Source organism: Streptomyces sp. NPDC053426 (assembly GCF_055585405.1).
Genome location: NZ_JBVJKE010000018.1, coordinates 71,330 through 84,100 on the forward strand (window position 1 = coordinate 71,330; position 12,771 = coordinate 84,100).

10 protein-coding genes are annotated in these 12,771 nt (G+C 70.3%); 1 reads left to right on the forward strand and 9 read right to left on the reverse strand.

The features are described from left to right. Positions 1–680 precede the first annotated feature (680 nt). Positions 681–3,824, forward strand: coding sequence for an isoleucine--tRNA ligase (gene ileS / locus ACZ62B_RS30935; protein ID WP_469692913.1), 3,144 nt, complete (start codon positions 681–683; stop codon positions 3,822–3,824). A 318-nt stretch (positions 3,825–4,142) separates the two neighbouring features. Here the strand turns inward: ileS and ACZ62B_RS30940 are convergent, their stop codons facing one another. The 9 genes from ACZ62B_RS30940 to ftsW all read right to left on the reverse strand — a co-directional run bounded on the left by ACZ62B_RS30940 (position 4,143) and on the right by ftsW (position 12,743). After that, complete coding sequence (locus ACZ62B_RS30940; RefSeq protein WP_344555945.1) at positions 4,143–5,369, reverse strand: DivIVA domain-containing protein; 1,227 nt, start codon at positions 5,367–5,369, stop codon at positions 4,143–4,145. Positions 5,370–5,421: 52 nt separating this feature from the next. Then, the gene (locus ACZ62B_RS30945) at positions 5,422–5,712 is read right to left on the reverse strand and encodes a YggT family protein (RefSeq protein ID WP_004932337.1); all 291 of its coding nucleotides are present in this window, start codon (positions 5,710–5,712) and stop codon (positions 5,422–5,424) included. Positions 5,713–5,761: 49 nt separating this feature from the next. After that, positions 5,762–6,403, reverse strand: a complete 642-nt coding sequence (locus ACZ62B_RS30950) for a cell division protein SepF (RefSeq protein ID WP_073936563.1) — start codon at positions 6,401–6,403, stop codon at positions 5,762–5,764. A 129-nt stretch (positions 6,404–6,532) separates the two neighbouring features. Continuing rightward, the gene (locus tag ACZ62B_RS30955) at positions 6,533–7,252 is read right to left on the reverse strand and encodes a YggS family pyridoxal phosphate-dependent enzyme (RefSeq protein ID WP_468722942.1); all 720 of its coding nucleotides are present in this window, start codon (positions 7,250–7,252) and stop codon (positions 6,533–6,535) included. 6 nt (positions 7,253–7,258) lie between these two features. Further along, positions 7,259–7,987, reverse strand: a complete 729-nt coding sequence (pgeF, locus tag ACZ62B_RS30960; protein WP_468722940.1) for a peptidoglycan editing factor PgeF — start codon at positions 7,985–7,987, stop codon at positions 7,259–7,261. After that, positions 7,984–9,177, reverse strand: coding sequence for a cell division protein FtsZ (gene ftsZ, locus ACZ62B_RS30965; RefSeq protein ID WP_030858954.1), 1,194 nt, complete (start codon positions 9,175–9,177; stop codon positions 7,984–7,986). The genes pgeF and ftsZ overlap by 4 nt, the downstream gene beginning before the upstream one ends. Before the next feature lie 288 nt (positions 9,178–9,465). After that, the gene (locus ACZ62B_RS30970) at positions 9,466–10,263 is read right to left on the reverse strand and encodes a cell division protein FtsQ/DivIB (protein ID WP_344555954.1); all 798 of its coding nucleotides are present in this window, start codon (positions 10,261–10,263) and stop codon (positions 9,466–9,468) included. A 26-nt stretch (positions 10,264–10,289) separates the two neighbouring features. Continuing rightward, a complete protein-coding gene (gene murG, locus ACZ62B_RS30975) occupies positions 10,290–11,384 on the reverse strand; it encodes an undecaprenyldiphospho-muramoylpentapeptide beta-N-acetylglucosaminyltransferase (protein WP_344555956.1) in 1,095 nt (364 codons plus the stop codon). Between the two features lie 6 nt (positions 11,385–11,390). Beyond that, positions 11,391–12,743, reverse strand: coding sequence for a putative lipid II flippase FtsW (gene ftsW / locus ACZ62B_RS30980; RefSeq protein WP_344555958.1), 1,353 nt, complete (start codon positions 12,741–12,743; stop codon positions 11,391–11,393). Positions 12,744–12,771 lie beyond the last annotated feature (28 nt).

The window sequence follows — 12,771 nt, forward strand, 5'->3', positions numbered from 1 at the left end:
GCTCCGGCCGTCCCACCCGTCCTCTCGGCCCCTCCGCCGGCAGCGGCCCCGGACCTGCCGGACGGTGCCGGCTGCTGTACGGCGGTCTTCTTCGCCACCATGGCCGCGGCCCCTTCACATATTGTGATCTTGCGCGCGAATCGTGCTGGGACGATAAATCGACTCGAGTCCCGCGGCAACGGGGCGCACCGCCCGATTCCCTCGCCCCGCGGACGCCGCGCGGCGAACCTGCATGCGTTGTGCCCAGCTCCCCGCCGGGTATGCCGCCGACATGGACGTCCCGGGATCCGGACGGGCGCACTTCGCCATTCGAGGTACGCCGGGTCGTACGGCGAGCGGAAATCCGGTCGGCCGCCGTCCCCGCCGCGCCGTACACTGGGCGGAGCGAAAAGCGTGGATGGGGACGAGTAGCGGCGTACGCAGCCCAGAGCGACCCGGGGACGGTGTGAGCCCGGGGGCGAGCGCGACGTGAAGATCACCCCGGAGCCGCCGGAAGAAACCCCTGTACGGGGCGGTAGAACCGGCATCGCGACCCCAATGAGGGGGCTCACCGGAGCACACGACGCACCGGAGGGCCAAGGAGGGTGGTACCGCGGGAGCGCGCCGACGGCGGCGCAGGATCGACACAGCTCTCGTCCCTCCGGACGGAAGGCAGCAAGTCCGCCGGAGGAAGCCCGCTGATGACAACGCCGACGTACCGCCAGGTACCCGCCCAGGTCGACCTGCCCGCCCTCGAGCACGCGGTGCTCGAGTTCTGGCGGGAGCAGAAGATCTTCGCCAAGAGCCTGGAGCAGTCCGAGGGCCGCCCCGAATGGGTGTTCTACGAGGGCCCGCCCACCGCCAACGGCATGCCCGGCGCCCACCACATCGAGGCCCGCGTCTTCAAGGACGTCTTCCCCCGCTTCCGCACCATGCGCGGCTACCACGTGGCCCGCAAGGCCGGCTGGGACTGCCACGGCCTCCCGGTGGAGCTGGCCGTCGAGAAGGAGCTCGGCTTCTCCGGCAAGCAGGACATCGAGGCGTACGGCATCGCCGAGTTCAACGCCAGGTGCCGCGAGTCGGTGACCCGGCACACCGACGCCTTCACCGAGCTGACGACCCGCATGGGCTACTGGGTCGACCTCGACGACGCCTACCGCACCATGGACCCGGAGTACGTCGAGTCCGTCTGGTGGTCGCTGAAGGAGATCTTCAACAAGGGCCTGCTGGTCCAGGACCACCGCGTCGCCCCCTGGTGCCCCCGCTGCGGCACCGGCCTGTCCGACCACGAGCTGGCGCAGGGCTACGAGACGGTCGTCGACCCGTCCGTCTACGTCCGCTTCCCGCTCACCTCGGGACCGCTGGCCGGCGAGGCCGCGCTGGTCGTCTGGACGACGACCCCGTGGACCCTGGTCTCCAACACGGCCGTCGCCGCGCACCCCGAGGTCACCTACGTCGTCGCCACGAACGGCGAGGAGAAGCTGGTCGTCGCCGAGCCGCTGGTCGCCAAGGCCCTCGGTGAGGGCTGGGAGACCACCGGCCAGTCCTTCACCGGCGCCGAGATGGAGCGCTGGACGTACCGGCGCCCCTTCGAGCTCGTGGACTTCCCCGAGCCCGCCCACTACGTGGTGAACGCCGACTACGTCACCACCGAGGACGGCACCGGCCTCGTCCACCAGTCCCCCGCCTTCGGTGAGGACGACCTCAAGGTCTGCCGCTCCTACGGCCTGCCCGTGGTCAACCCGGTCCGCCCCGACGGCACCTTCGAGGAGGACGTCCCGCTGGTCGGCGGCGTCTTCTTCAAGAAGGCCGACGAGAAGCTCACCGCCGACCTCGACGAGCGCGGCCTGCTCTTCAGGCACATCCCGTACGAGCACAGCTACCCGCACTGCTGGCGCTGCCACACCGCGCTGCTCTACTACGCGCAGCCGTCCTGGTACATCCGCACCACGGCGATCAAGGACCGTCTCCTCCAGGAGAACGAGAACACCAACTGGTTCCCGGACACGGTCAAGAACGGCCGCTACGGCGACTGGCTGAACAACAACATCGACTGGGCGCTCTCCCGCAACCGCTACTGGGGCACCCCGCTGCCGATCTGGCGCTGCGAGGACGACCACCTCACGGTCGTCGGCTCCCGCGCGGAGCTCACCGAGCTGACCGGCACCGACCAGTCGGGCCTCGACCCGCACCGCCCGTACATCGACGAGGTCACCTTCGCGTGCGCGCAGGGCGGCTGCGGCAAGACGGCCACGCGCGTGCCGGAGGTCATCGACGCCTGGTACGACTCGGGCTCGATGCCGTTCGCGCAGTGGGGCTACCCGTACAAGAACAAGGAGCTGTTCGAGGCCCGCTACCCGGCGCAGTTCATCAGCGAGGCCATCGACCAGACCCGCGGCTGGTTCTACACGCTGATGGCGATCGGCACCCTGGTCTTCGACAAGTCGTCGTACGAGAACGTCGTCTGCCTCGGTCACATCCTCGCCGAGGACGGCCGCAAGATGTCCAAGCACCTGGGCAACATCCTGCAGCCGATCCCGCTGATGGACCAGCACGGTGCCGACGCGGTCCGCTGGTTCATGGCGGCCGGCGGCTCCCCGTGGGCGGCCCGCCGGGTGGGCCACGGCACCATCCAGGAGGTCGTCCGCAAGACGCTGCTGACGTACTGGAACACGGTCGCCTTCCAGGCCCTGTACGCCCGTACGTCGAACTGGGCGCCGAGCGAGGCCGACCCGGCCCCCGCCGACCGTCCCGTGCTCGACCGCTGGCTGCTCTCCGAGCTGCACGCGCTCACCGACCAGGTGACCCAGGCGCTGGAGGGGTACGACACCCAGCGCGCCGGCAAGCTGCTCTCCGCGTTCGTCGACGACCTGTCCAACTGGTACGTCCGCCGCTCCCGGCGCCGCTTCTGGCAGGGCGACAAGGCCGCGCTGCGCACGCTGCACGAGGTCGTGGAGACGGTCACCAAGCTGATGGCCCCGCTGACCCCGTTCATCACCGAGCGGGTCTGGCAGGACCTGATCGCCCCGGTCACCCCGGGCGCCCCGGAGTCGGTGCACCTGTCCGCGTGGCCTCAGGCCGACCTGTCCGCCATCGACCCCGAGCTGTCGAAGCAGATGGTGCTGGTGCGCCGGCTCGTGGAACTGGGCCGGGCCACCCGCGCGGAGTCGGGCGTGAAGACCCGCCAGCCGCTGAAGCGCGCGCTGATCGCGGCGGGCGGTTTCAGCGCCCTCGACCCCGAGCTGCACACGCAGATCACGGAGGAGCTGAACGTCGAGTCGCTGGCGTCGCTGTCCGAGGTGGGCGGCTCGCTGGTGGACACCACGGCGAAGGCCAACTTCCGTGCGCTGGGCAAGCGGTTCGGCAAGCGGGTCCAGGACGTGGCCAAGGCGGTCGCGAACGCGGACGCCGCCGCGCTCTCCCTGGCGCTGCGCGAGGGCACGGCCTCGGTGGAGGTCGACGGTGAGACGATCACCCTGGCCCCGGACGAGGTGATCATCACGGAGACCCCGCGCGAGGGCTGGTCGGTGGCGTCCGACGCCGGTGCCACGGTCGCCCTCGACCTGGAGATCACCGAGGAGCTGCGCCGCGCGGGGCTCGCGCGGGACGCGATCCGGCTGATCCAGGAGGCCCGCAAGAACAGCGGCCTCGACGTGGCCGACCGGATCGCCCTGCGCTGGACTGCGACGGAGCCGGCGACGATCGCCGCGCTGGCGGAGCACGCGGGACTGATCGCGGAGGAGGTCCTCGCGACGGACTTCACGCAGGGTGAGGCAGACGACACGTACGGTGTCCCGTTCGTCGACGAGGGGTTGTCGCTGACGTTCCGCCTGCGGAAGGCGTAGGACGTCGCTGGGGGCGCTGCGTCTGCCACGCGAGGTGTCTCCTGCGGCTGCGGGTGGTCCTTGGCCGGTCGCGCAGTTCCCCGCGCCCCTTGAGGGGCGCGGGTCCTCTCCCCCACACGCAAGGCCCGGGTCCGCCAAGAAAAATCTTGGCGGACCCGGGCCTTCGGCATTGCGTGCGTCGGACGCTCCGACCAATCCCGAACAAACACCGCAGCCCCCGTGCGCACGCACAGCGAAAGGGCGGGGCCCGGGTTCGTGAACCCGGGCCCCGCCCTGAACGCTGCCGACCGCTACGCCGTACTCATGGCCACAGGGCCGTCAGTTGTCGTCCTCGTCGATCAGGAAGCCGCGCATCGGCGAGGGAGCCTGACCCATCGGCGACGGGCCCTGCGGACGCACCGGCGCCATCGGCTGGGTCATCGCCGGCTGCATCTGCTGCTGACCGCCACCGTAGGAGGGGCCGCCCTGACCGCCGGGAGCGCCACCCATCGTCTGGTTGCCGCCGTAGGACGGCGCACCGGCACCGGCGGGAGCCATCGAGGGCGCCGGGGACGGCGGCAGCGACGGCGCGGAGCTGGCGGGCTGGCGCGGCGGGGCGAGCGAGTCGTCCGCCTGGGTCTCCAGCTGGCGCAGCTGCGACTCCAGGTAGGACTTCAGCCGCGTGCGGTACTCGCGCTCGAAGCCGCGCAGGTCCTCGACCTTGCGCTCCAGCGTGGCGCGGGCGGACTCCAGGGAGCCCATCGCGACGCGGTGCTTCTCCTGCGCGTCCCGCTCCAGGGCGTCCGCCTTGGCGCGGGCGTCCCGCTCGAGACCCTCGGCACGCGAACGCGCCTCGCCCACGATCTTGTTGGCCTCGGAACGGGCCTCCGCGATCGCCTGGTCCGCGGTCTGCTGGGCCAGCGACAGGACGCGCGCGGCGCTGTCGCCACCGGGACCGCCCTGACCGGGCATGCCCGGGCCGCCCTGACCGGGCATACCGGGGCCGCCCATGGGACCGCCCATCGGGCCACCGGGACCCATCTGCCCCTGCATCGGACCGCCCTGACCCATCGGGCCCGGGCCCTGGCCCATCGGCCCGTGACCCTGGCCCATGGGGCCGGGACCCTGCGGGCCGCCCTGTCCGCCGGGGCCGGCGGGCAGCTGAGGAGCACCGCTCGGCAGCTGGGGCGGACCACCCATGGGGCCACCCATCTGCTGCTGCGGCGGGCCCGATATGCCGGCGGGCACCGGAGCGCCGGGACCTCGCATGCCCTGCTGGGGCATGCCCTGAGGCGGCCCCTGCTGGGGCATGCCCTGGGGCGGCCCCTGCTGTTGCTGCTGCTGGTCCTGCGGCTCAGGGGGCTTGCGCATGTTCTGCTGGTTCTGGGCGGCGGCGCGCGTGGCCGCGGCCAGCTTGGCGCGCAGGTCCTCGTTCTCGCGGAGCAGGCGCGTCAGTTCGGCTTCGACCTCGTCGAGGAAGGCATCGACCTCGTCCTCGTCATAGCCTTCTCGGAGGCGGACGGTCGTGAACTGCTTGTTCCGCACGTCCTCGGGGGTCAACGGCATCTCTTCACCTCAACGTAGTCATCGGCAGTCGGCAAGACCGTATCGTCCACAGTCACCTCGCGAGATTGCCCACGATTGAGATCAGGATGTAGACGATGATCATCAGTACGAAGAAGGACAGGTCTAGCGCCACGCCCCCGAGACGCAGCGGCGGGATGAACCGCCGCAGAAGCTTCAGCGGTGGATCGGTGACAGTGTAAGTGGCCTCCAGGACGACCACCATCGCCTTGCCGGGTTGCCATGAGCGGGCGAACTGGAACACATAATCCATGACCAAACGGAAGATCAGCACGATGAGGAACACCATCAGCGCGATGTAGATCACCTGCGCGAACACGCTCATGGCCTGTTTTTCCCTCTCCCCTGTACCGCTCTTGGTCCGGTCCTGCGTCTCAGCTCTGGTTGAAGAACCCGCCCTCTGCGATGCGGGCCTTGTCCTCCGCCGTGACATCGACGTTAGCAGGCGACAACAAGAACACCTTCTGCGTCACCCGCTCGATGCTGCCGTGAAGACCAAACACCAAACCGGCCGCAAAGTCGACAAGTCGCTTCGCGTCCGTGTCGTCCATCTCGGTCAAGTTCATGATCACCGGCGTGCCCTCACGGAAGTGTTCCCCGATGGTACGGGCCTCGTTGTAGGTCCGGGGGTGAAGCGTGGTGATCCGGTAAGGCTCTCGTTCCGACACGACCTTGGGCATGATCACCGGTGCGTTCTTCTCCAGGCTCGCGCGTTCTTGTGTGATGGATGCCACGGGCGCGATCCGCGCCGGGCGTGGCGATTCCGCGGGGAGCGAAGCGGATCGGGCGATCGGTTCGCGCGGCGCGGGAGGATGGACGACTCGTACCTCTTCGTCCCTTTGGGGCTGATGTGAGACGTGGGGCTGGTGCGACGGCTCGTGCCGCCGGTGGTCCCGCTCGGGCTCCGGGTCGAGTTCGGGCTCGAAGTCGTCGTCTGGGTCGAATCCGCGGCCGTCGTACCCATCGTCCTCCACGAGGCCGAGGTAGACCGCCATCTTGCGCATCGCGCCGGCCATGCTCCTAGTCCTCCGCTCTGTGGTGGATCCGCTGACGACCGCCAAGTGCCCGCGATCCACTGGGTCTTTACGTCCGCTGTTCGGCGGAACTGACCATATTTTCTGCTGTGGTCCGACTTCTTGGCGACGTTACCCGAGCCCGGGGCGGACTCCGAGTACCGCACTGCCGACGCGCACATGTGTCGCTCCGGCGGCCACGGCCTGTTCGAGGTCCGCACTCATCCCTGCCGAGACCATGTTCGCAGCCGGATGGGTCCGGCGCAGGTCGGTCGACAAATCCATCAACCGCTCGAAGGCCGCCTGTTCGCGCCCCGCGTACTCCCCGGCGAGCGGGGCGACGGTCATCAGTCCGCCGAGCCGCAGCCCCTCGGACCGCGCGACCAGGTCGGCCAACTCCGCGACGCCGGCGGGCGCCACACCTCCGCGCTCACCCCGGCCGCTCGCGTCGGCGTCGAGCGCCACCTGGATCAGACAGCCGATCTCGCGCCCGGCCCGCACGGCCTCCCTGGAGAGGGCCGTCACCAACCGGGAACGGTCGACGGACTGCACGAAATCGGCGTAACCCACCACGGAACGCACCTTGTTGGTCTGAAGTTGACCGACGAAGTGCCAGGTAAGGGGCAGATCCGCGCATTCGGCCGCCTTGGGGGCGGCGTCCTGGTCCCGGTTCTCGGCCACATGACGCACCCCGAGTCCCGACAGGATCCGCACATCGTCCGCGGGATAGGTCTTGGTGACCACGATCAGGGTCACCTCGTCCCGCCCGCGTCCGGCGGCGGCGCACGCGGCGGCGATCCGCTCCTCCACTTTCGCCAGGTTCGCGGCGAGTTCGTCCTTACGGTCCGTCATGCCCCATCAGTCCAGCCACACATAGCCCGCGAGCCGCCCGGTGGCGCGGTCGCGGCGGTACGAGAAGTGATCAGCCGACTCCAGCGTGCACACCGGCGACTGCTCCCGGTCGCGCACCCCGAGCCGTTCGAGCTGCGCGTGCACGCCCGCGGCCACGTCGACCGCCGGTGTTCCCCAGCTCGTGGTGGCGTGCGCCGCCGGTTCGACGGCGGCCACCTCGTCGCGCATCGCCTCCGGCACCTCGTAGCACCGGCCGCAGACGGCGGGTCCGGTGCGGGCGACGATCCGCGCGGGGTCGGCGCCGAGTTCCGTCATGGCCCGTACGGCGGCGGGGACGACCCCGGCGGTCATGCCGGGCCGGCCCGCGTGGGCCGCGGCCACCACGCCGGCGACCGGGTCGGCGAGCAGCACCGGCACGCAGTCGGCGGTGAGCACCGCGAGGGCGAGTCCGCGCCGCGCGGTGACGATCGCGTCGACCTCGGGGACCGGACGGTCGCCCCAGGGTTCGTCGACCACGACCGCGTCGGCCCCGTGCACCTGGTTCATCCAGACCACCCGGGCCGGGTCCACGCCGAGCGACTTGGCGGCCAGTTCGCGGTTGACGCGTACGGCGCCGGGGTCGTCGCCGACCGCACCGCCGAGGTTGAGCTCCTCATACGGAGCGGCGCTCACCCCGCCCCACCGGTCGGTGAAGGCGAAGTGCGCGCCGCTCACGCTCTCGCGCCGTCCTATCACTTCAGGAAGTCCGGTACGTCCAGTTCCTCGACCGGGCTGTCGTAGGTCCGCGACGGCGGGACCGGCGGCTGGACGGCCGGGATGTCGCGCACCGGCTCCGGCGCCGGCGGCTCCGGGTCCTCCTTCGGCGTGACGCTGCCGAGCGAGCCGAAGGACGGGCGGCTCTCCGGCTGCCGCGCCGGGGCGGGCTCCTCGCGCTTGGCCGAGGACGAACCGAGGACGTTGTCCCGCTTGGCGGGCGGCTGGCCGCCGTCGAAGCCGGCCGCGATCACGGTGACCCGGACCTCGTCGCCGAGGGCGTCGTCGATCACCGCACCGAAGATGATGTTGGCCTCGGGGTGGGCGGCCTCGCTGACCAGCTGGGCGGCCTCGTTGATCTCGAACAGGCCGAGGTCGGAGCCGCCGGAGATGGAGAGCAGCACGCCGCGGGCGCCGTCGATGGAGGCTTCGAGGAGCGGCGAGGAGATGGCCATCTCGGCCGCGGCCACCGCGCGGTCGTCGCCGCGGGCCGAGCCGATGCCCATGAGGGCCGACCCGGCCTCGGACATGACCGACTTGACGTCGGCGAAGTCCAGGTTGATCAGGCCGGGCGTGGTGATGAGGTCGGTGATGCCCTGGACACCGGAGAGCAGCACCTGGTCCGCCGACTTGAAGGCGTCGAGAACCGACACCTGGCGGTCCGAGATGGACAGCAGCCGGTCGTTCGGGATCACGATGAGGGTGTCGACCTCTTCGCGGAGCTCGGCGATGCCGTCCTCGGCCTGGTTCGCGCGACGCCGCCCCTCGAAGGTGAAGGGGCGGGTGACCACGCCGATGGTGAGGGCACCGAGCGAGCGGGCGATGTTGGCCACGACGGGCGCGCCGCCGGTGCCGGTGCCGCCGCCCTCGCCGGCCGTCACGAAGACCATGTCGGCCCCCTTGAGGACCTCCTCGATCTCCTCGCGGTGGTCCTCCGCGGCCTTGCGGCCGACGGCCGGGTTGGCTCCGGCGCCGAGTCCGCGGGTGAGTTCACGGCCGACGTCGAGCTTGACGTCGGCGTCGCTCATCAACAGGGCTTGCGCGTCGGTGTTGATGGCGATGAACTCGACGCCCTTGAGACCGACCTCGATCATCCGGTTGATGGCATTGACACCACCGCCGCCGACACCGATGACTTTGATGACTGCGAGGTAGTTCTGCGGTGCTGCCACGTCGAAGGCCTCTCGCCTCGAGTTACGTGTCGCCCGACCGCTGAAGCACTGCTGCCCCCGCGACCCGACGACTGATGCCGATTGGGACGGTCCGTAGCGCCGACCCGAACCCTAACGTTGAAGTTTAGGGTTACCAGTGTGTCCGTTCCCTGGAGTCTTCTGAACAGGACACTAAGTCGACAAGCGGCGCCCGTTCAACGAACACGCCGAACCTCCCGTTTTTCTTTTCACCCTATGTGATCAGCCGTAGCGCTGCCCAACCAGGGTGCTGGCCTGCGCTGATGTGCGTCAACTCCCCGCTGACGCGGGAGCCGTGGGCACGCTGACGTCGAAGTGCCGCGCTCCGGGCTCCGCTTTCATCAGTGCGGTGAGAGTACGGCTCTTCTCGGCGCCCTTCTCACTGCTTCCCCAGTCGACCGTACGGCCGTCGGCCAGTTCCAGCGAGATGTCGTCGTAGGAACGGACCTTGACGCTGCGGGTGGCGTGCGCCACGGAGGCCGGGATCGCACCGGCCACCCGCACCGCCTCCCGGGTCAGCCGGTCCTCGCCGAAGCGGCGCAGGCTCGCCGCCGCGGAACCGCTCCTGGAAACGGTCATTTTCAGCGCCGGTACCCCTTCAGGGGCCTTGGAAACCGTGGCGAACCGGACACCTTCCCCGTCCACTTCGATGAACTTCCCGCCTTTGTGGACGAGGAGGACAGCGGTGCGTTCCGTCACTTTCAGCGTGATCCCGCTCGGCCAGGAACGGACCACGTCAACCGTGTCGATCCGGGGCAACGCCTCGGAAAGCCGCGCCTCGATCGCTTCGGTGTCGACGGAGACCAGCTGTTCCCCGAGGGGGACGTCGGCGGCCTCGCGCACCTCGGCGGGCGTCAGGACCCGGGTCCCCGACACCGATACGCGCTCCACGCGCACCAGGTCCGACCCGTACAGCAGCCAGAACGTCCCGCTGCCGAGGAACATCAGGACGACGGCCAGGACGATGATCCGACGAACCTGTCGTCGTCCGAACCGCCGGACGGGCGGCGGCGGGCCGGACGACTCCCGCTTGCGTTCACCACGCTCGGCGGTGGTCGATCCGGCCATGGCTGCCTGCCTTCCGTCAAACGCGTCTAACGGTGCGCACGGGCGGCGATCGCCTCGTACACCATGCCGACGAGCAGGTCGTCGGCGTCCCGGCGGCCGAACTCGGCGGCGGCGCGGGACATCTCGTACAGCCGGTGCGGGTCGGCGAGCACGGGCATCACGTTCTGCTGGACCCAGTCGGGCGTCAGCTCCGCGTCGTCGACCAGCAGTCCGCCGCCGGCCTTGACCACCGGCTGGGCGTTGAGCCGCTGTTCGCCGTTGCCGATGGGCAGCGGGACGTAGGCGGCCGGGAGCCCGACGGCGGAGAGTTCGGCGACGGTCATCGCGCCCGCGCGGCAGAGCATCATGTCGGCCGCGGCGTACGCGAGGTCCATCCGGTCCAGGTAACTTACCGGGATGTAGGGGGGCATGCCCGGCATCTGGTGCACCTGCGGCAGTTCGTTCTTCGGGCCGACCGCGTGCAGGATCTGGATCCCGGCCTGCTGGAGCCACGGGGCGACCTGCTGGACCACCTCGTTGAGCCGGCGGGCGCCCTGCGAGCCGCCGGAGACCAGCAGCGTGGGCAGATTGGGGTCGAGCCCGAACGCGGCGCGGGCCTCGGGGCGTACGGCGGCCCGGTCCAGGGTGGAGATGGAGCGGCGCAGCGGGATGCCGATGTAACGGGCGCCGCGCAGCTTGCTGTCGGGCGTGGAGACGGCGACCTGGGCGGCGTACCGGGAGCCGATCTTGTTGGCCAGTCCGGGCCGGGCGTTGGCCTCGTGGATCACGATCGGCACGCCGAGCCGCTTGGCCGCGAGGTAGCCGGGCAGGGCGACGTAGCCTCCGAATCCGACCACGGCGTCCGCCTTGGTGCGTTCCAGGATCTGCTCGGCCGCCTTGATGGTGCCGCGCAGCCGGCCCGGAACGGTGATCAGCTCGGGGGTGGGCTTGCGCGGCAGCGGTACGGCGGGGATCAGCGCCAGTTCGTACCCGCGCTCGGGTACGAGACGGGTCTCCAGGCCGCGCTCCGTGCCCAGGGCCGTGATGCCCACGGTCGGATCCTGCCTGCGCAGGGCGTCCGCGAGGGCGAGCGCGGGCTCGATGTGGCCCGCGGTTCCTCCGCCGGCGAGTACGACATGCACCGAAATTCACCGCTCTCCGGACGAACGCGCCACCGGGGCGCGCCGTCGCATCGTGTTCCATCTGCGGGGCCGCTGTGAACCCCCGCTCCGCTTTCTACCAAAGCGGGGTTGCCGCATGGCAAGCGCCATCCGTGCAGCGGGGTCCTCACGCGCGAAGGCGATCAGCAGCCCGATGGCGAACATGGTCGGCAGCAGGGCGGATCCCCCGTAGGAGAACAGCGGGAGCGGGACTCCGGCGATCGGCAGCAGACCGAGCACCGCACCGATGTTGATCACGGCCTGGGCCGTGATCCAGGTGGTCACGCCTCCCGCGGCATACCTGACGAAGGGGTCCTCCGTGCGTCCGGCCACGCGGATACCCGCATAGCCTAGAGCCGCGAACAGTGCGAGCACCGACAGTGTCCCCGCCAGACCCAGTTCCTCACCGGTGATGGCGAAGATGAAGTCCGTGTGCGCTTCGGGCAGTTGGCCCCATTTCTCCACGCTCGCACCGAGTCCGGAACCGAAAATTCCGCCGGAGGCGAGGGCGTAGATCCCGTGCACCGCCTGCCAGCAGTCGACCGGTCCCGACTGGGGTTCGGTCTCGCCGAGGCAGGTGAGCCGGGCCATGCGGTTGGGGCTGGTGCGGATGAGGATCGCGCCGAGCAGCGCGGCGATCGACAGCACGCCGACGAACAGCCGGGTCGGCGCCCCCGCCAGCCACAACAGGCCGAAAAGGATCGCCGTCAGGATGATCGCCGTGCCCATGTCGCCGCCGAGCATGATCAGCCCGAGCAGCATGAAGGCGGCCGGGACGAGCGGCACCAGCATGTGCTTCCACTGGGACAGCAGCCGCTTGTCCTGCTTGCGGGCGAGCAGATCGGCGCCCCACAGCACCAGCGCGAGCTTGCCGAACTCGCTGGGCTGGAGCTGGAAGGAGCCGCCGAGGGCGATCCAGTTCTGGTTGCCGTTGACCGCGACCCCTATCCCCGGCACCTGCACCAGGGCCATCAGGACGACGGCGCCCGCGAGGATCGGGTAGGCCAGGGCGCGGTGCAGCTTCACCGGCATCCTGGAGGCCGCCAGCAGCAGCACGCAGCCGATCCCGGCGGCCAGCAGCTGCTTGCGGAAGAAGTAGGAGCCCGGCAGCGACATCTGCAGCGCCGTGATCTGGGAGGCCGAGTAGACCATCACCAGGCCCAGCACGGTGATCAGCGCGCTGCCGCCGAGGATCAGGTAGTACGCGGTCAGCGGCCGGTCCCAGGCCCTGCGCGCCCGGGTGACCAGGGTGCGCAGGGGGTTCTCGCGCGGGGGCCCGGGTACGGCGGGTCCGCGTACGGCCCGCCGCACGGGCGGGCGGCCGGTACGGCTACCGGTCATCCGGGCCTCCGCTGTACGCCGTCGACGG